The organism is Clostridium sp. (assembly GCF_021372645.1).
Classification (GTDB): domain Bacteria; phylum Bacillota; class Clostridia; order Clostridiales; family Clostridiaceae; genus Clostridium.
In genome coordinates this window covers 43,626-65,949 of record NZ_JAJFUC010000089.1, presented here as the reverse complement: position 1 = coordinate 65,949, position 22,324 = coordinate 43,626, and the positions used below count along the sequence as shown (strand labels likewise).

At 27.4% G+C, this 22,324-nt stretch carries 14 protein-coding genes; all 14 read left to right on the top strand.

Features of this window, described 5'->3' with window-relative positions; all coding sequences use genetic code 11:
• Nucleotides 1-238: 238 nt before the first annotated feature.
• Complete coding sequence (locus LLF98_RS13370) at nt 239-2,308, top strand: N-acetylmuramoyl-L-alanine amidase (protein ID WP_291704397.1); 2,070 nt, start codon at nt 239-241, stop codon at nt 2,306-2,308.
• 326 nt (nt 2,309-2,634) lie between these two features.
• Nucleotides 2,635-5,616 (top strand): cadherin-like beta sandwich domain-containing protein, encoded by a 2,982-nt coding sequence (locus LLF98_RS13365; RefSeq protein WP_291704395.1) that lies wholly within the window; start codon nt 2,635-2,637, stop codon nt 5,614-5,616.
• Between the two features lie 438 nt (nt 5,617-6,054).
• The gene (locus tag LLF98_RS13360; protein WP_291704393.1) at nt 6,055-7,905 is read left to right on the top strand and encodes an NTP transferase domain-containing protein; all 1,851 of its coding nucleotides are present in this window, start codon (nt 6,055-6,057) and stop codon (nt 7,903-7,905) included.
• A gap of 15 nt (nt 7,906-7,920) precedes the next feature.
• A complete protein-coding gene (locus LLF98_RS13355) occupies nt 7,921-8,616 on the top strand; it encodes a sugar phosphate nucleotidyltransferase (protein ID WP_291704391.1) in 696 nt (231 codons plus the stop codon).
• A gap of 226 nt (nt 8,617-8,842) precedes the next feature.
• Nucleotides 8,843-10,309: an oligosaccharide flippase family protein gene (locus LLF98_RS13350; protein WP_291704389.1), complete on the top strand. Its 1,467-nt coding sequence runs from the start codon at nt 8,843-8,845 to the stop codon at nt 10,307-10,309.
• Between the two features lie 350 nt (nt 10,310-10,659).
• Complete coding sequence (locus tag LLF98_RS13345; RefSeq protein ID WP_291704387.1) at nt 10,660-11,145, top strand: hypothetical protein; 486 nt, start codon at nt 10,660-10,662, stop codon at nt 11,143-11,145.
• A 478-nt stretch (nt 11,146-11,623) separates the two neighbouring features.
• Entirely contained in the window at nt 11,624-12,598 is a 975-nt protein-coding gene (locus LLF98_RS13340; protein WP_291704385.1) for a DMT family transporter, read from the top strand.
• 269 nt (nt 12,599-12,867) lie between these two features.
• A complete protein-coding gene (locus LLF98_RS13335) occupies nt 12,868-15,270 on the top strand; it encodes a diguanylate cyclase (RefSeq protein WP_291704383.1) in 2,403 nt (800 codons plus the stop codon).
• Nucleotides 15,271-15,357: 87 nt separating this feature from the next.
• Nucleotides 15,358-16,236: a Cof-type HAD-IIB family hydrolase gene (locus LLF98_RS13330; protein ID WP_291704381.1), complete on the top strand. Its 879-nt coding sequence runs from the start codon at nt 15,358-15,360 to the stop codon at nt 16,234-16,236.
• A gap of 275 nt (nt 16,237-16,511) precedes the next feature.
• Nucleotides 16,512-17,522, top strand: a complete 1,011-nt coding sequence (locus LLF98_RS13325) for a hypothetical protein (RefSeq protein ID WP_291704379.1) — start codon at nt 16,512-16,514, stop codon at nt 17,520-17,522.
• Nucleotides 17,523-17,777: 255 nt separating this feature from the next.
• Nucleotides 17,778-17,963, top strand: coding sequence for an alpha/beta-type small acid-soluble spore protein (locus LLF98_RS13320; protein ID WP_291704376.1), 186 nt, complete (start codon nt 17,778-17,780; stop codon nt 17,961-17,963).
• A 248-nt stretch (nt 17,964-18,211) separates the two neighbouring features.
• Nucleotides 18,212-19,345: a DNA repair exonuclease gene (locus LLF98_RS13315; protein WP_291704374.1), complete on the top strand. Its 1,134-nt coding sequence runs from the start codon at nt 18,212-18,214 to the stop codon at nt 19,343-19,345.
• Nucleotides 19,335-19,463, top strand: a complete 129-nt coding sequence (locus tag LLF98_RS13310) for a hypothetical protein (RefSeq protein WP_291704371.1) — start codon at nt 19,335-19,337, stop codon at nt 19,461-19,463. The genes LLF98_RS13315 and LLF98_RS13310 overlap by 11 nt, the downstream gene beginning before the upstream one ends.
• Entirely contained in the window at nt 19,453-22,188 is a 2,736-nt protein-coding gene (locus tag LLF98_RS13305; protein WP_291704369.1) for an AAA family ATPase, read from the top strand. Before LLF98_RS13310 ends, LLF98_RS13305 begins: the two co-directional genes overlap by 11 nt.
• Nucleotides 22,189-22,324: the final 136 nt, after the last annotated feature.

The window sequence follows — 22,324 nt, the reverse complement described above, 5'->3', positions numbered from 1 at the left end:
TTATACTTATGTGATATTCTACTGAAAGAAGGGGTACTCTGATGCAACACTGCACAATGGAGTACCTTTTTTTGGTGTAGAAATTATTACAAAATAGCATGGTGGAAATATTTTCTTATAAAAAATAAGTCATTATTTGCTATACAAGGTACCTAAAATAGAGAATGTAGTTGTATTATATACTAGGGTAAATATTTTATTTTAGGGATAAAACTAAAAAGAACGGAGGAAAGCTGTTTTGAAGGCTATTAAGAGATTGACTACATTTTTATTTGCTTTTGCAATAGTTTTAGTATTAATACCAACAACTAATGTACAAGCAGCTATTACTGATATCAAAATAATATCAGAAACAAAAGTGACAGCAAAACAGGCTGAACAATGGGCTAAATCTAAAGGTGCAACTGATACTTTCATTGGATTAGCTGAATTGTATTGGAAATATGCACCGGAACATGGAAATGTTAATCCAGCTATTGCATATATACAAGCTGCTAAAGAAACAGGGTATGGTAATTTTGGTGGAGTTTTAGATGAAAGCTATAAAAATCCATGTGGAATGAAGACAGTTGTAGGTGGAGCTGATACTGATCCAAAGGCTCACCAAAGATTTAATACATGGGATGAAGGTGTACAAGCTCATCTAGATCATTTAGCACTTTATGCAGGTGCTACTGGGTATCCAAGGAGCAATACATATGATCCAAGACATTTTGTTACCATTAAAGGTAACGCAGTAACAGTAAATGACTTAGGTGGAAAGTGGGCTCCAAGTCTTACCTATGGTGAAGAAATTAATAAATCATATAATGATTTGTTAATATCAGCAGGAATTGTGTCTGAGCCAAAAACTGAAACTGATGCTTCTAAAGTATCTGATAATACTGGTAAAACTTCTGAAGCAACAAATTCAAGCACAAACACAAACACAACAACAAATACGGGGTCAAATTCAAGTACAAACACAACAACTACAGGTTCAACGTCAGTAACAGATAAGAACCAAACAAACACAACAGCTCCAACAGGAGTACAAGTAACTGAGCCAATAAAAACAACAACAGATAATAGTACGAATATTTCATCATCAATTGGATGGAAATTAGAGGGTGGACAATGGTATTATTATAAATCAAATGGTAGTAAAGCAACAGGATGGATTAAACCAGACAGTGATTGGTATTACTTATATAGTGATGGCGTTATGGCAAAGGGTTGGTTAAAAGATGCTGGTAAGTGGTATTATCTTAAATCAAGTGGAGCAATGCAACTTGGTTGGTTAAAAGATAGTAGCAAGTGGTATTACATTCAAGGCGATGGAAGCATGGTAACTGGATTTAAGCTAATTGATGGTAGTAAATATTTCTTAGATATAAGTGGAGCTATGAGAATAGGTTGGTTTCAAATTAGTGGACAGTGGTATTATTTTAATACCGGTGGAAATATGCTAACAGGTTGGATTAAACCAAATGGAAGTTGGTATTATTTACATTCCAATGGAGTGATGGCAACAGGTTTTCTTAATCTTGAAGGGAATACTTATTACTTAAATAGCAGTGGTAGTATGGCAACAGGGTGGATAACAGATGGAGGCAATACTTATTATTTTAAGCCGGGCTCAGGCATTATGGCTAAGGGTACAGTTGTAAATGGCTGGAAAATAGGTCCTGATGGAAAACGAGGAGATAAAACTGTAACTAGCACCTCTGGTAAAGTAATAGTCATAGATCCAGGTCATAACTTTGGTGGAGATGATGGTGCTTATGCAACTAGTAATGGTATTACATATGTAGAAAGAGACTTAAACATGCAAATTGCAGTTAAGTTAAAGGCAAAACTTGAAGCGCAAGGGTATAAAGTAATTATGACTAGGAATGCATCTGATAGAGAAACTGCAGATGTAACTGAAAGTCTTACCAACAGAGTAAATATTGCCAATAATGCTGGTGCTGATTTATTCGTAAGTTTACATCATAATTCAGCATCAGAAGCAGCAACTGGTGTAGAAGTTTATTATAGCTCAAGGGCACAAGATGATAGCTTTGGTGGAGCATATAGTGATAGCCGACTTTCAAAAAGTATGAATCTCGCATCATCCATTGTATCATCTATTACAAATAGTACTGGGGCAATAAATAGAGGAGCAAAAGATGGTAACTTATTTGTTCTTAGAAATACGACTATGCCATCAGTATTAATTGAATTTGGATTTATAACAAATCCAGGTGAAGCTCAAAAGTGTGCAGATTCATATTATCAAGATATAGAAGCATCTGCAGTTGCAGATGCAATTGCAGGAGCAATATAATTAACTAAAGCAAAAATATAGAATAAAAAGGCCTTCCATAATAATAGTCTATGTATTATATTATGGAAGGTTTTTTGCACTTAAATTCCAAGCTAAGAATAAGGAGGTATTTTCTTTTCTTTCATATGAATAAATATAAATTTGGAAGTACATATAATAACTTTATGGAATGTGTTTAAACGTCTAAAGATAAGATAAAATGGCTCGATATATATAATATGTCATATTTAAATTAGTCATTAATATGATAAAATAAATATAATGAAACGAACGATTACTACAGTTAAGTTTTAAAATTAAACATGCAATTTAGGAGGGTGACAATAATGAATAGAATGGGAAAAAGATTTGTAGCATTAGTTGTAATATTTGTAAGTATAATATCATTTTTGCCAATAAAATTAGGCTTAAACGGACAAGCTGCTAATGCCATTACAACACAAATACAAGTAAGTGGAAAACCTACACTAACTGGAGATAATGTTACTATTACCAATGGAGAATATATAACGCAACAACCATATGAAAACTTTACATTATCTGTTGATGATAAAATAATAGATAATATTAATAATATAAGTATTGGACAAACAGGGGTAATGGCTCAAGAAGTTATAATCAAAGCAATTGATGGGATTAAACTAGATGGAGTAGATTTAAGTGCTAACAATGCAAAATTAGCTGAGATTGGATGTTCAATCAGTGATGGTGATATACTATATACTGATAATAGTGGTAATAAGAAAATTGGTGCAACAATAACATCATTGCCTTTTGGTGTTAATAAGGTTGAATATCAAATAAAGGAGACAACAATATTTAATAAAGGAAAGACAGTTACTGATGCTACTGGAAAGACTACAATAGTAGATGATTTACAACCTGAAGTAGTAAATTATTTCCCTTCTTCTGCAACTACCCAGGAAATAATTATTCAACATGCAAATGGATTTGTTCAAGGAAAAATAAGTCCGATGGTTTTTGATGCTTATGCTGGTGACACTATTGCTGTCTATAATGCAACTAAAGATTCTAAAGACAACAAAGTTCCTTTTTTATTTTCAAAATCACAAGAATTTGATCCAATATGTCCTCTTAGATATAATTTTAATGTATCTGATGCAATTCAAACACTAAAATATACAATGATATTTAACGGCATAAATATAGGTGATACTAAAGTGATAAAAAATGGAGTTGATGATACCAGTAATATAGGAATAGATGCTTCAAACAACTCTATATCTGGTTATTTAACAAATTTAGGGTCATCGGATTTGATTGTAGCTAAGATACGTGATAATCAGACAAATGTTGTTAAGACGTATGCTATACAACTTAAATATACGACTTTATCATCTTCAAATGATTATACTTTAAGAAATCCGGGAATAACAAAGTTAAACTATGATGCAGATAGTACTGTTGAAGCATATATTGATAAAAAATTTGATGTAACATATGATAATAATGTAATAACTTATAATGGAACAATAACACTAGATAAGAGAGCTGGAATGATAAACATGCAGCCTATTATTGGAAGACAAGCAAGTGAGACTGCATACAAAATAACAAACCACTATGATAGCGGTGGAGGAATTGAAGGATCCAAGCTCATAAATGGGAAACAATATGTAAACTTTGCTAAAGGAAGTACTAATAATGAAATATGGCTGGAGGTATATCCAGGTAAAGATGGAAATGCAACAGGAGCAGTGCCTTTAGCAATATATAAATTAAAGGTTAATGTGATCGGTAGTAGTGATTCAATAGTAAATTTTCTATTCCCTGATTCAATTTTAACTCAACCAGGTAGAACTACATCTGATGGAATAGACTTTGATCCCAATAGGCGTACCTATGATTTATATTTTAAGCAAGATGGAAGTAATAATGTATCAGTTACTCTGGATAAGCCAGTGACATATGATATAGATAATAATAGAAGAGAATATATAAAAGCTTGGGGTGGCACTAGTGTACAAAGTGATAATGTAACAGAAATTACTGATTTAGGTAAAGATGCTACAGCTAATATTGATATAACTAACTATAAAAAAATATTACTGCAAGCTTATTATGATCAAATTGTATATAAAAAGGATACAGATGGTACTATTACATCTGAAGTAGAGAGCATAACCCCATATCCTATAGGTCAAAAATACACATTTTATATAGCAAAGAATGCAGGCACACCAGATAGTGGTAGTGTTGCAACTTCTAGTGATGCTTCATTAAGTAATATAATAGCTGGCAATGGAAATATAAAAGCTACTGATGGAACTAGTGGATTTTCAAGTGATAAAGCTAATTATACTGTTACAGTTCCTAAGGCTGATACATCATCAAAAATCACTGTAACAACAAAGAGTAATGTTAAGGATATTTCAGCAACTATTGTTGAAACTGGAGATGAATATGGTTTAACTTCGGGAGAGGGTTTTGATTTTCCTTTAAATAGTACTGGGCAAACTAATATTAAAATAGTTATTACAGCGCAAGATGGAATTACTAGTAAAACATATAATATTACTGTTAACAATGACACAAGAAGTGCTAGTGCACTGTTAAAAGATGTGATAACAGATAATGGAGATTTTACTTTTGATTCTGAAGCAGATCCAAATAAAATACGTGTAGATCAAGCTATAAATACACTTAAGGTTTCACCAGTTCCAGAAAATTCTAAATCTAAGGTTACTGTAAATGGAGAAAAATTCAGTGGTACTCCAATAACAGTAGATCTTAATGGGTCACAAGAAACTGACATGGAGATAGTAGTAATATCAGAAGATGGAAGTAATAGCAAAACTTATAGTTTTGAAATTTATAGAACAGATAGTCCGTTAGATAATGATAATAATACAAATGAAAATGATGTATTTTATGATGATATTGACGATTGTTGGGTAGATACAAGCAAGTATGAAGAATGGGGTAAAGTAAACGGAAAAGACATTTACTTTAACAATAAAGGTAGACAAGTTAAAGACCAATGGATAAATACTAAAGGTAATTGGTATTACTTAAATTCAAAAGGATATAAAACAAGCGGTTGGAGAAAAGATGTAGGAGGTAAATCATATTATTTAGACCCGACTACTGGGCAATTAAAGACTGGTTGGATGAATCAAAATAATAAGTGGTACTATTTGGGATTGAATGGTGTAATGCATAAAGCATGGTTATACTTAAATGGAAAATGGTACTATTTCACTCCAGAAGGAGAACTGGTAACAAATCAAAGTATGTTTGTTGACGATAAAGTATATAACTTTGCACAAGATGGAAGTATATATTAAAGTATAATTTACAATGAGGGAACAAATTCCTATAAAATTAAAAAAATATTAAGAATAAGTGATGCTCCAAAAGTGAGAGTCCAAAAGGGAGAACCAAAATTTGAAGTGAAAGTCTCAATTTTATAATTGGATACTTGAACTTCCACAGCGAAAGTCTGTGAGCTGGGTTTCTTTTATGGGCTCTCGAACTTTATTTTTGTGAGCCTTTTGTATTTGGTTGACAGAACTTTTGCTTTGGGACTCATCCTCAATTGCTCATAGGGTATCCTAAAGGTATATTAATTGGAAAATGCAATTGACATCCAGAATTTTAGGTAATATAATAAATTGTAGTTCAAATTCCGAACAATAGAATATGTAGAAATTTATTAATAATTATATCTGAAAAACTGTGGATTGTTAATTTGTTATTGTGAATAAAAATGATGGAGGGCTATTATGTTAGAGGATAAATTAGAAATTTTAAAAGCATTAAATGATAATTTTAACATTAATCAAAGGGAATTAGCTAAAAAGACAAATATGTCTCTTGGAAAGGTTAATGCTGTCTTGAAGGAGTTTACTATTGATGGATTCATAGATAGAATTACTAATAATAGAGGAACCTTATATAAGGTAACAGAAAAAGGAATGAAATTTTTAGAGGAAAATATTGCATCTGCAAAAAGTACTAGATTAAAACTTCATGAAGAAGAAAAGAAGATAGTAAAACAAGCAGTAATACTTGCAGCAGGCAAATCAGAAGAATTTGGAAAACCGGTAGGGATGCTTGAAATTGAAGATTTTAAGTTAATTAATAGAACTTTAAATATTTTAAAAGAAAATGGAATAACTAAGATTGTTATTATAACAGGTTATGAAAGTCAGTATTATGAAGAGTGTTTCAAAAATAGCCAAAATATAATTTTAGTAAAGAATGATACTTATAAATGGACTGGAACTATGCATTCTTTATCTTTAGCTAAAGATTATATTGATGATGACTTTTTACTTGTTGAAAATGACTTGATTTTTGAAAGAAAGGCTATCAAGGAATTGGCGGAAAGTGGAAATCGTGATTGTATACTTTTCACTAATGAAAGTGGTTCTGGAGATGAAGCTTTTGTTGAAATAAGAGATAACCACCTATTTAAGATGTCTAAGGATATTCACCAATTTAATAGAATTGATGGAGAAATGATTGGACTTACTAAGATTTCTTATAAGTTATACACAATGATGCTTCAAGAATTTAAAGGAAACGTTAATCCTTATTTAAATTATGAGTATGTACTGTTAGATGTAGCTAGAAATTATAACATTGGATTTGTTAAGATAGATGACCTTGCTTGGGGAGATGCAGATAGTAATAAAGAATATGAAAAGATTAAAAATTATCTTTATCCAACCATAAGAAGAAGAGAACTTAGTTATGAAATAAATAATATAAAGAATATTATTCGTGAGTCCTTAAAAGTCAAAGATGATGATATTACAGAAGTTGAGCCAGCAGGTGGAATGACAAATAAAAATTACAGAATATGTGTTAAAGGTAGTAGATATATTTTAAGAGTTGCAGGAACTGGTACAGAGCAAATGATCAATAGAAATACAGAGATGTTTAATTCTGCAATTGCTTCAGAAAAAGGATATAATGTAGAGGTTCCTTACTTTAGTCTCGAAACTGGAGTTAAAATATCTAAATATATAGAAAATGCAGAAACTTTAACTCATAGAAGTATAAAAAAAGAAGAAAACCTGAAACAAGTTACTGGCATTTTAAGAAACTTACATGAGTCAACTGATTTCCATATGGATAATGAGTTTAATATGTTTAGAGAACTTGAAAAATATGAGGATATTTTAAGAAAAAATAGAGGAGACTTTTTTGAGGACTATGATGAAGTAAGAGAAAAAGTAATGGCTCTTGAAGAAGAATTAAAAGTTTGCAAACGAGTATTTGTACCATCACATAATGATTTAGTTTCTGAAAATTTAGTTAAGGATACAGAAGGTAGAATTTACTTAATTGATTGGGAATATAGTGGAATCAATGATGATATGTGGGATTTAGCAGCACTTTCTTTAGAAAATGAATTTTCAGAAGATGATATTGAACTAATGTTTAGATTGTACTTTAATGGAAAAGAAGCAGATAAAGATTCAAGAAGAAGGCTATTAATCCATCAAATATGCCAAGATACCTTATGGTCAGTTTGGACATTGATTAAAGAAGCAGAAGGCGATGATTTTGGTACTTACGGAATAGATAGATATAATAGAGCTAAAGAATATTTAAAGAAGCTTTAGAGGAGAAGGTAATAAATGAGAGCAATTTTAATGGCAGCAGGCATGGGTACTAGACTTAGACCTTTAACTTTAACGATTCCAAAGTCTTTAATAGAGGTTAATGGAATGTCTCTGCTTGAAAGACAAATAATGAATTTAAAAGAAGTTGGAATTGATGAAATTATTGTATTAACAGGTTATTTACATGAAAAATTTGATGACCTGGTTAAAAAATATAATTTAATCAAAGTAATTAATGACAAATATGATATTTATAATAATATCTATACTATGTATTTAGTTAGAGAATATCTTGAAGATGCATTTGTTATAGATGCAGATAATTATATTACAAGAAACTTTTTACCAAAGACTAAACCAAATACATCATTATATTATTCAGCTTGCAAGGAAAACTTAGTAGGCGAGTGGATTTTAAAATATGATAATGATCAAAAAATATTTGGTGTTGATATTGGAAAAGAAGGAGATAAACCTAACTACATAATGTCTGGAGCATCTTTTTGGACAGAGAAAGATGGGAGACTTATAGCAAAAAAGGTTGAAGAAGTAGTAAACAAAGGATATTTTAGGGATCTATATTGGGATAATATTGCTGTAGATAATCTTAAAGATATGAATGTATATATTAAAAAAATAGAGTCAAACGACATATTTGAAATAGACTCACTTGAAGATTTAGAATACCTAAAAAGAACACTTAAATTATAGACATACCTGTTGAAATAAAGGCCATGCATTTTTTACACAAAAGCATGACCTTTATTTCTATATGTATTTGTTTTAACCATAGTTATGTAAATTTATAAAAATATACAAAATTAAAATGCAAATTGACAATAAATAGCGTAGAATGTACAATTGAAAAAGTAAAAAAGTAAAAAAGATAAGAGGATAGGTAATTTAAAATATCCTTATATTTATGGAGGCTAAACAAATGGCTAAATCAATTTCAAAAAATGCAATTTTCAAAGCAATGCTCAATCTATTTAATATAATTTTACCTATATTAGTAATGCCTTTAGTTAGTAGATCTTTTGGAGACGAATTATATGGATACATGGGATATGGAGATTCCTTAACTGCATACTTTTTGATATTTGGAAGTTTTGGAATTTATCAATATGGTTTAAGAGAAATAAGTAAAGTTCGTGATGATAAAACTAAACTTAGGCAAACTTTCACAAGTTTATTTCTTTTTACAAGTCTTACTAATATTGTTGCATCAGCTGCATATATGATATTTGTGGCTATCTTTTATAAGAATGAACCATATTTTTATACATGCATAATTATGGGCTTTAATTTGGTGTTCAATCTTTTTTATGTGGAATGGGTTAATGAAGCATTAGAAAATTACGATTTTATTGCTATTAAAACCATGGTGATTAGAATAATATATTCTGCACTGATTTTATTATTTGTGAGAGAAAAAAAAGACTTCCTATTTTATTTATATTTAGTTATAGGCTTTAATTTTATAAATAATATAATAAGTTTTATATATGTAAAGAAGAAATTAAAGTTTGATTTTTCTAATTTACAATTTCTTAGACATGTTAAGCCAATGCTTTATGTTGTAATTCTTTCTAACACAGGAGTTTTATATACTCAGCTTGATAAGATAATGTTAAAGGATAGTATTGGTGGGACTACAGCTGTTGGATATTATTATATGGCTCAAAGAATAATGCTAATAGTAAATACGTTACTCTTAACAATAATTCAAGTTACTATGCCAAGACTTTCTAATTATTTGGGAAATAATTCTGAAGAAGAATATTTGATATTATTGAAAAAGGTAATAAAGATATATTTCTTATTATTGTTTCCAGCATCTATAGGTCTCTTATGCCTTTCTAAAGAAGCAATATATATTTTTGGAGGACCAGCTTTCTTAGCAGCAGTTCCAGTAATGATAGTATTTTCAATATATATGTTAAGCATTGGGGTTGAAGGTGTAATAGCTAATCAAATGATATATCTTCATGGAAAAGAAAAACAGGATGCCATATTAGTTTTGATTGGTGGAGTAATTAATTTAATATTCAATGTAACATTAACTCTCACAGGAAATTTTAATATGATAAGTGCTATAACAACTACCCTTATAGCTAACTTAATTGTAATAGCACTAGAATATAGAATGGTTAAAAAGGTAATAAAACTAGATATACATTTATTTGCATATGAGAACATTAAATATTTTTATTATTCATTAATATTTATTCCAATAACATTTGGAATAAAATTTGTTATACCCAATATACTTATTGCCTGTGTAATAGAAGTTTTAATATGTGGATTAGTTTATTTGGGTATACTTGTAATTACTAAAGATGCAGTGTTTTTTGAATTATTTTATAAAGTACTTATAAAGCTTAAGATTAAAAAGGCAAGTTAAACTAATATATAATGATTTTATAATGAAAGCCTTTTATATAATTCTCCCCACACAAGATGTTATTTACAAATGAAAATTTAATCATAATATAAAATAGCGTAAGTTTTATGGAATTAAATATGAAAAATATGTCATATAGATAAAAATATGAGCGAAATGGGTATATAAAAATAAAAAATATCATGATATAATTGAAGCATAAAAGTTTAACTTTTATTATATAGATGATCTCATTTAAAATATAGTGTTTCAATGAGAAAATCTAGGACTATAGCTATATAATTAAACATTTTAGGGGAATGTTGTAGCTAAACCATACAAAAATAATAATTAAAGGGGAATTTATATTAATGAAAAGTAAGTTTTTAAAAAAATCAATAATATCTATTATGATGGCTGCAAGTATATTTGCAGTAGGAGCATCTTCTTCTGTAAAAGCAAATGCTTATGACTATGGATATGACCAAGGATATGGATATGATTATGGATATGACCAAGGATATGGATATGATTATGGATATCAAGGTCCAGGTTGGTATAGTGATGGATACAATTGGTATTACTACAATGACTATGGATACATGAGAACAGGTTGGTACAACATTGGATATAGTTGGTATCACTTTAACACTGATGGAGTTATGACAACAGGCTGGTACTACGAAAATGGTTATTACTATTATTTTAATAATGATGGGACTATGAGGACAGGCTGGTATTACGATGGATATAATTGGTACTATTTTAATAATGATGGAACTATGAGAACAAGCTCTTATTATGATGGATATAGTTGGTATTACTTTAATCAAGATGGAGCTATGGCAAGGGGTTAAATTTAAAAATAGCACTTATTTATGTAATCTATAGAAATCAAGGTTATGCATTTTTAGTATATATATTCATAAAAGTATAAGTGCAATTTAGAACTTGGCATTTATGGCTATCTAAAATAGGAATTATATTTCTATTTTAGATAGTTTATTTTTTATTTTCAAATAAATTATCATTTTTTTATCTGAACATATTGTTATGAACGTTGAACAATGATAATATAATATTGTTCACAAAATGAACTGGAAAAAAATGAACAAAGTTATGCCCAATATACGTATAGCGAATATTTTTATGTATAAAATATAGATAACCAAGACTAAAAGTTTTAGTTATGCAATTATGAAAAGATAATTCACAATAAAAATTGGAAAAGTATTAAAACTTAGATTACATGAGAGTTACTTCAATTAATAAATAGATTTGTGTTTTTGTGTATCTACAATAAGAATAAGTAATTATATTTAAGGGGGATTTTTAATGGAAAATAATAAAGGTAATTACAAAGTAGGTGTAATGAGTGGAATAACTTCAGCAATAACTTGGGGATTAGACACAGTTTTAATGGCAATAATACTTGGGATGAGTCCATTTTTACCAGAGGGTGCAGTATTTTTAGCACCGTTCATAACAGCATTTTTACATGATGCCTTTTCAACTGTATGGACATTCATATATCTTGCGTTTAAAAAACAATTGGGAAATTTATTTAAATCCATGAAAACTAAGAGTGCATTATTCGTTGTTTTAGCAGCACTTATGGGAGGCCCTGTTGGGATGACTGGATATTTAGTTGCAGTTAAACTTATTGGACCATCTTATACTGCCATAATTTCATCATTATACCCAGCAGTTGGAGCAATTTTAGCTTATTTTATATTAAAAGAAAAGATGAACAAAAAAGCATGGCTTGGATTAATATTTGCAATTATAGGTGTATCAATAATTTTATATACACCAGGTGAAGCTGGAGTTAGTATTGTAGGATTTTTATGTGCCTTATTGTGTGTATTTGGATGGGGTAGTGAATGTGTTATATGTGCATATGGAATGAAGGGTGATGAAGTATCTTCAGAATTTGCACTTCAAATAAGACAATTAACATCAGCAATTGTATATGGAGTTCTAATAATTCCAGTTGTTGGTGGAATAGGACTTAGTTTTGAAATTCTAAGGACAAGCGTAGCTTGGTGGATTGGAGCAACTGCACTTGCAGGAACAATATCATATTTATTTTATTACAATGCAATTTATAAAATTGGTGCAACAAGAGCTATGGGATTAAATATAACATATGTTGTTTGGTCAATTGTATTTGATATATTAATCAATGGACGTGAAATAAGTTTAAAAACAATTGTATGTAGTATAATGGTTATAGGTGGGGTTTATTTTGTAGCAAAAGCACCAGAAGAAGAGCCAGAAGATGTACTCAATATTCTAGAAGTTGAATAATATTAAGGTATACTGACTTGTTATTTTTTGAATATAAGTAAATTAAAATAGAAGTGTTAGATAAGTTATTTTGGAATAGCTTATTTAACATTTTTTTTATGTATACAAGGAAATTATAGTATTTTTTTTATTCTTGATTTTGGGTTTTCTACTTATGAAAAATTAATTACAAATTTTTTACTTTAATTATAAAGAATATATATAAAATAATTTAAAAGTTTGATAAAATTAGTGTATAATTTGTATATTAATGATTGTAGGAGGAAAAAATGAATATAAGAAAGAAATTTGTAATTTTTTCGATTATATTGGCTATAGTGCCTGTAATTATTTCGACAAGTATATGTATTACAAACTTTAATGATAAAATCATAGAAATGATTAAGCAAAATGTTATAATATCATCTCATGATCAGTCAACGAACTTAGAATCCTTCTTTAATCAAAATGTTAATGATCTTAAGATTACTGCAAGTATACCAGTAGTTAAAGACTTATTAATTGATTCAAATAATAAAATAAATATTGAAAACGAAAAAAGCAATAGAAAAATATTAAATGAAATTTTTAGTAGAAGAGTAAATGAACAATTTTATTTGAATACAGAATTTCTTATTAATAAGGATGGAATTATAATTTCATCTAGTAATAATGAATATATAGATACAAAAGTTATACTTTCTAGTGAAGAATTAGGAAGACTTGCACATAATGAAGTAGTTGTGACAAATATTATAGAAAGAGAAGATTTTAATAGTGGAATTAAAAGTGCAATAATAGCAAACCCAATATTTTTTAGAGATAGGTATCAAGGATCTATGATTAATGTAATAAACATGGAATATTTTAAAAATATTATGGGTAATATACATTTTTTTGAACGTGAAAAAGTGACAATAATGGATTCGAACCAAAAGGTTGTAGCTAGCAATAGTGGTGAGAATTTGGAAGAGAGTATTAAGAATATTAATGCCCCTAATAATTTATCTGAACAGTGGGAAAAAATAGATTTTGATATTAATCCAAATGGATTAATACAGTATGAGACAAATGGAAGTGAGAAAATAGGATATTACTCAAGAATTAAGAATACTGGATGGATAGTATTATGTGGAGTTGAATGGGATGAATTTAAGGCTTCTATTTATAAAAATATAGTTAGTATAATTACAGTTGTAATATTTATTTTGATACTTATAATAGCGTCTTATGCATTTATAATTAATCATTTTTCAAAACCTGTGTATAAGTTGTTAGAAGTTATAAGAAAAATAAAGCAAGGAGATACTAAAGATAGATTTATATATGATAAAAACAATGAATTTGGAGAAATAGCCATAGCCTTTAATGATTTAATAGATACTGTAGAAAAAAATAAAAAACATATAGAAGATAAGAATAGAGATATACAGTCTCTAGCATCCAATATACCAGGTGGAGTTCATCGTTGTAGAATAGAAAATGGAGAATTCTTTTTAGATTTTGTAAGTGGTGGTTGCTTAAATCTTTTAGGATATGAAAACCATGAATTTAAAAAAGTTTTTGATAAAAAATTAATTGATTTAGTTTATGAGCTAGATCGTCAAAGAGTCGCTAGTGAAATTACAGAACAATTAAGCAAATCTAATAAATATACTCTACAATATAGGGTTAAGCGAAATGATGGAAGTTTCATATGGGTGATAGATAATGGGCAAGTAGTGAAAAATAAAGATGGAAGATCATTTAGTTATAGTGTAATGATAAACATAACTGAATCTAAAATAACAGAAGAGGAACTTAGGCGCAGTGAAGAACGCTATCGTATAATTATGTCTCAAACAGAAGATATAATTTTTGAATGGAATATTAAGGCGGATACTTTATGTTTTTCAGAGAACTGGAAAAATAGATTTAATTATGAGCTAACTGTAGTGGACATTAGCAAGAAGATATATAAAACTAAGATGATTTATAAAGATGATATTGAAAAATTTGAAAAATTTATAAATAATATTATATATGGAGACACATATCAAGAAACTGAAATCAGACTTAGAGAAAATAATCATAAATATATTTGGTTCAAAATAAGAATGACTGCTATGTTTGATGAAAATGGAAATATAATTAAGGCTATGGGTATAATAATTGATATAGATAAAGAAAAAAAAGAAACAGAAGAACTTTTATTTAAAGCTCAAAGAGATATTTTAACTGGCTTATATAACAAAGGAATTGCACAAAGCATGATTGAAGAATATATGGAGAATGAAGGGCTAAAGGCTAAGGGCGCATTATTTGTAATAGATGTTGATAATTTTAAGGCTATTAATGATAATTTAGGACATTTAGCTGGAGACTATACCTTGACTAGTATTTCTTTAATGCTTTCAGAAGTATTTAAAGAAAATTCTATTGTAGGGAGGATAGGTGGAGATGAATTTATTGTATTTTTAAAGAATATAGATTCAGAAGAATTAATATGTAAAAAAGCTGAGGATTTAGTAATGAGATTTAGAACAAATTTTGCAGGGGAAACAGAAGATTACAAAGTATCAGGGAGCATAGGAATTGCTAAGTATCCACAGCATGGTGATTCATTTAAAGAGCTTTTTATAAATGCAGATAAAGCAGTATATTTGGCTAAAAACAAGGGCAAAGACACTTATTGTGTTTTTGAGGAGATTTAATATACGCATAAATTTTAAAGAAGTTGCCACAAAATATTCGACAACAAATGAGGAAATATAGAGAGTGAATATGGAGGAATTAAAATTATGATAAAACTTATAGCATCAGATATGGATGGAACATTACTTAATAATGAACATAAAATATCAAAAGAAAATACAGAAGCTATAAAAAAAGCTGAGGAAATGGGAATAAAATTTACAATTGCAACAGGTAGAATGTATGAAGATGTTAAACCACTGCTTGATGAATATGACTTAAAATGTCAATGTATAGTTTTAAATGGTGGAGAATATATAGACGAAGAAGGAAAAGTATTAGAAGGAATTTATATAGAAAGAGAGCAAGCGAGTGAAATTATAGATATTGTAATAAAAGAAAGTATTGTAGCTGAAATTTATACAAATAAAGGACTGTATACTATTAATACTAAGGAAGAAATGTTGACAGAAGTTACATATAGAATTATGGCTTATGATCCAGAAACGAGTTTTGAAGATGCTATAAAATTAGCTGAAATGCATCCACATTTTGTGAATTTAAAATATATTAAAGATATTGATCAATTTTTAAATAGTGATACTAAAATAGGAAAATTTGTTGCCTTTTATAATGATGAAGAAACTACATTAAATGTAAAAAGAAAATTAGAATCTATAGGTGGTATTGCTATTTCTTCAACTTTTACTAAAAATATAGAGATAAATAATAAGCAAGCACAAAAGGGACTAATATTAACCAAGGTTGCGGAAAAAATGGGGATAAAAAGAGACGAAGTTATGGTTATTGGTGATAGCTTTAATGATTATTCTATGTTTACTCAATTTACAGAATCTTTTGCTATGGGAAACGCAGTCCCACATATAAGAGAAGCAGCAAAATATATAACAGACACAAATGATAATGCTGGAGTTGCTAAAGCGATTTACAGGAGTTTAAATTTAAATTTAAAATATAAATACTAAGTCTGTAAACAATGATATGTTTTTAAACCTATAAGTAATACCTTTAAAAATAAATTTTTATAATATGCAAAAATTAACACGAAAAAATGTTGAGATTATTTTAAACAAAGGTTATATTTTATTAATTTAATATAAGATGTTCAAAAAACAAAAAATCACAATTCCATTATATGTAATTTCATGTCGTAATTCAATTATATTCCATTGAAATTAATTCAATATTAGTATAGTATAAGCATATTATGGTAATAATCCATTATGAGGTGGAATACAGTATGAATAAATTGGTTTTACTAAGTGAAGTAAGAAAAGGAAGAAACAAAGATAAATCATTAGAATTCAATAAAAATAAAAGTGTACAAGAAGACTCTAATAGCTTATATCTTAAATTTAAAGAGAAATTTGAATTTTTTCAGAATGAAGAAAATTTTATGGATTTAAATTGTGGAAAAAGCAATTATACTAAATGTGAAAAAAGATTAAATGGAATTCTGAAAAGAATTTTTTCATTAGATAATAAGATTTTATTAATAGAGCTTTTTAATTCAATATATAATGATGACTTAAGTGAAAATACTAGAATTGAATATATTAAAAATAAAGATATTATAAACAGTAATCAAGTGCTAATTTCAAGAAGTGCTAACTATAATGTTAGAATTTTGGCAGAAGATGAATATAGAAAGTTTGAATATCAAATACAGTTTCAAACTAAAGATGATGAAAATATAGCAATAATGATGAGCAAGATAGATTTCAATAATAATTATGATAATATAATAAGTCTTACAAAGAAAAGAAGAGAATATGAAAAAGATAATGTAAGTGAAAGCATAAATGAGAACTATACAAGATATTTAATAATGATAAATTCAAATATTCAAGTCCCTGATGTATATGAATTTAAATCAAATTCTGAGGGGCAAAATATAGATTGTAAAGTTAATGTGATTAAGAGTTGGAAATGTGATTTTAAACAGTTATTTGAAAAAAATATGTGTTTATTATTTCCAATTAAAGTAATAGATCTTAAAAAAAGATTATTAAGTATAAGCCAAGAAATAGAATCAAAAGATTTAATTAAGGATTATATATTTAATTTTTTTAAAGATATGAATAAATATTTAAAGAAGATTAAAGATAATAACTTAATTACAGATAAAGATATTAATGAAATGAATTTAATAACAATTGATTTATTAAATCATTTTATAAGAGAAAAAAACAATGCTTTTGTAGATATAGAAAGAGATATAGAAGCTACTTTAAAAAGTATAGTTGTTTAATAAATATAAACTAAAACAATATAAAAGGGATTATATCAAAATCATAATGTATGAATTTGACATAAAGAATTCAATTCAAGCCAACTAATTTTGAAACACTTCTTTTTAATTCAATATAAGGATAGATTTTGAATATGTTCCTTATATTAATAAGGATAAAAAATATTTTAAGGGTTAAAATACTATTGTCGGCAGGAGAAGTTGATAAAATTTTTTCTACTGATAAATACCAAATTAACCGAGGAGGGATTGTATATGTCAAGGAGTAATACATTAGTTCCAGAAGCAAAGCAAGGTTTGGCAAGATTCAAGAACGAAGTAGCACAAGAACTTGGAGTACCATTTAAAGAATATAATGGAGACTTAAGTTCAAGACAATGTGGTTCAGTAGGCGGAGAAATGGTAAAAAGAATGGTGGAGGAATATGAGCATAGGATATAATTAAGAATCATAGTTTCTAAATTATATTTAAAAAATGCGTATGTTAAAAATAACATAATCATATTCTAAAACAAGGAGATACATTACAAAGATGTAATGTATCTCTTCTTTTTGTTATTAAAAAAAATAATAATGTCAGCATGTAGCATATTAATATTAAAAAAATTAATAATGATTTTGGACTCTTTTTAAATTTCGTGATAAAATAGAACAAAGGTTCGCAATAAAAATTGATTATAGGTGATTATATGAAAAAAATTAAAGTTTTACATAGTGCAGATATACATTTTGATACTCCATTTAGTGGGATGACTCCCAAACAAGCTTTGAAAAATAAAGAAGAATTGAAACAGGTGTTTGAAAATATAATAAAAATGACTTTGGAAAAAGAAATAGATATTCTTTTAATTGCAGGTGATATATTTGATAATTTATCTGTAAATAAAACTACGCTTTATTTTATTAAAAACTGTTTTGAAAATATAAGCAAAGTTAAGGTTTTTATAAGTCCAGGAAATCATGATCCATTTAACGAAAAATCTTTTTATAGCATTGTAGATTGGCCTGATAACGTTCATATTTTTAAAGGTAACATGGAAAGTGTCATTTTGGAAGATTTGAATACTGTGGTTTGGGGTGCTGGTTTTAATACTTCTCATGTTAATAAATCATTATTAAAAGAAGTTGAAAGAGTAGATAAATATAATAATATAATGGTTCTTCATGGTGAAATCACGACTACTAAAGATGGAAATGACTATAATCCCATTACTGAAGAAGAGATAGCTAGAAGTAATATGGATTATGTAGCGCTAGGACATAGACATAAGTTTTCAGAAGTTAAAAAAATAGGGAATACTTATTATAGTTATAGTGGTTGCCCTCAAGGCAGAGGATTTGATGAGCTTGAAGATAAGGGAATAATTTTAATAGAGTTTAAAGAAAAATTTATAGAAAGTAAGTTTATTAGAACATCAATTAGAAATTATTATGAAAAAGAAATAAATATTCAAGGGTGCTTTGGATATAGTGAAGTTAAAAATAAGATTATTAATGAAGTTCCAGACCATGAAAGAAAAAATAACTTTTATAAGATAATTTTAATAGGAGAGGTATGTGAAGAATTTACATTAAATGAAGAATTTTTGCAAGAATCACTTAAGGATGAATTTCATTTTATAAAAGTTATAGATAAAAGTGAAATTAAATTAGATATAGATCAATTAATTAAGGGATATTCATTAAAGAGTATATTTGCTAAAAAAATATACGAAAGATTACAAAATGCAGAAACAGAAGAAGAAAGAGAAAATATAACTTTAGCACTAAAGATAGGACTTCAAAGTATTTCAGGGGAAGAGGTAAAGATTTATGAAGGATAAATTAATTAAGAATAGATTTATAATTTATAAATTTAAATTAGATAGAAATAAGAGTAAAGATGAATACAAACACAGGGTAATCTTATTCCATAAAAGAGGTGATATTCTTGATAATTAAAAAAGTTAATATTGAATTTTTTGCAGGGCTTAAGGCGAAAAGTTTAGATTTCACAAAAGGGTTTAATTTAATTTATGGAAAGAATGAACAAGGAAAAAGCTCAATAGAAAATTTTATTAAAATATTGTTATATGGAATTGATAGCTCTAGAGGAAAGTTTAATGATAGAAAAAAATATTTACCTTTAACTGGAGAAAAAATTTCAGGTGAATTAATAGTAGATTATAAAGGGAAAGGTTATATTATAAAACGAAGTTTTGGAATAACTAAAAAAGAAGATACTTGTGAAATTTTAGATGAAATAACTGGTGAAACCATAGAACTTGAGCATAACAATGAGCCGGGAAAAGATTTCTTTAATATAAATTTAGCTACTTTTGTAAAAACTTTATTCATAAGTCAGTTAGGCATTATAATTTCAAAAGATAAAGAAGAAGAAATAATGGAGAAAATAACTAACATATATAATACTGGAGACGAAAATACTTCTGTAAGGAAAATTATTGAAAAATTAGAAAAGAGAAAAAAACAATTGGTGGCAAGTAGAAAAGGTGGAGAATTAGATTTATTGAAGGAAAATGATAATTCTCTTAAAACAGAATTATGGGAAGCTTATAAATTAGGAGAAGAAAATGTTGATAATGAGGAAATTTTATTAAAAAAGAAACAATATAAAGTTAATATAAAAGAACAAATTCAGAAATTAGACTTATATAAAAAATATATTAAGAAGATAAAGCTTCAAAAAGATTATAAAGAGATAAGTAACTATTTCATAAAAGGAGAAGAGCTAAAAAGAAAACAAGAAGCTATAAGTGAAGAACTTAAAAAGGGTGATGAGTATATAACATTTGAGATCTTAGATGAAATTAATGAAAAATGTTCAAGGTATTTAAGTTTATTAGATGTAAAACAAGAAAAACTAAATAAACTTTATGAGTTACAAGAGGAATTAAAGGGAAAAAATGAAAACATGAAAAACTATAGTGTATTTTCTTCAATAGGAAATAACATAAAAGAAAAAATATATATTTTAAAGCTCGAACAAAAGAGTCTAGAAGAAAAGTTTAATGATATTGTTAATATTCAAAATTCAATTTCTAAATTTAAAATGGATATAAGTAAGCAAGCTACTAGTATTGGGAATTTAGAATTTATAGAAAAACACAGAGATGAAATAGAAGAATTACTTCATTTTTATAAGCAAGGACTTAAGGAATTAAAATATAAAATAGAAAATGAAAGTTATAGTAAACCACAAGAAAATTTAAAGAATTCTCATAAAAAAATAAAGTTTGTTTATCTAATTGGAATTATTAGTATTTGTATGTTTATTTATGCAGTAATAAATCAAGTAATCCCTGCTGTTCTTACATGTATACCTCTATTTATTGTATTGATCAGATTATACTTAAAATATTCTATAGCAATAAAGAATATTGATTTTATTAAAAAGAATAATCAATCAGTTGAGAATCTAAAAGAAAGAATTATAGAATATGAAGACAAATTGAATTTGTATATTAATGAAACTAATTCTGCAACTTATGAAGAGTTTATTAATAAACTTACTCAATATGATAAGTATAAAAGATATAAAGATAGTATAACTTTAGTTATTAAAAACAAAGAGAATGAGATTAATAAATATGGTATTACTGATCTAAAATCGAATTATAATAGAAACAAAGGGGTAATAGCTTCGTTATATAGTGTATTGTCATGTGAGTCATTGGATCAAGTATTAGAACAAGTGGAATTTTATGAGGAATTAAAGGCAGATATAAATAGACGTGAATATGAAATTAATGGAATTAAGCAAGAAATGGAAAATATTAATGAACAATTAGTTGATAAAGAAGATGAGATAAGAAAAAAAGTTTCTATACTTGGATTACAAAATGTAGAAATCGTAGATTTACATATTACGTTAAAAGAATATAAAGATAAAATGAATAAGATGAAAGAAATTCAAAATGCACTTCAAAATGTAGAAGAAACTTATAAGGTTTTACTAAAAGATAGGAATATAGATGAAATAGAGGAAGAAATGAGACAGATAATAAGCCAAGACATAAATTATTCTTATGAATCAGAAGAAGAAATAGATGTTGAAATTAGAAGACAATCAAATGAATTGTTAAAAGCAGAAAAAGAAATAAAGGACTTAGAGCATCTTATAGAAAAAAGATATTTGGGAAAGAGAGAAATTCCAGAAATAGAAGAAGACATATTAATTAATAAGGAAAAAATTATAAGGTTAGAAAAAGAATTTAAAGCCCTAGAATTAGCAAGTGATATATTTCAAGAATCATTTGATGAAATCAGGAAAAATGTAGGTCCAGATTTAAATGATAAAGTTGTAAGGAACTTTAATTTATTAACAGATGGAGGCTATGAAGAAGCTAAAATATCAGAAGATTATAAGCTTAAGATAAGAAATAATGGGATATTGTTTGATGGAGATATATTAAGCAATGGTGCTAAAGATCAGCTGTATTTAGCTTTAAGACTTTCTTTTATAAACATGTTATTTAAAAATAAAGAAGTTCCACTATTTTTAGATGATGCTTTTGTTCAATATGATGATGAACGAAGAAAAAAGGCATTAAAACTTTTAATTAAGGAAGATTTTGCTCAAATAATTTTCTTTACTTGCCAAGAAATAGAAAAGTCAATTTTAGATAATGATTCTTATGTATATAACTTAATTAATTTAAATTAAGGCATAATATATATTGCATCTTTAATTTATTTTTTTATATTCCTTATTGTAAGTGCAATATAAAAGGATATGAATAAAATAATCAGTATTATTAAAATTTAGCTTATCTTGACATATTTAAACTTTAGCAGTAATA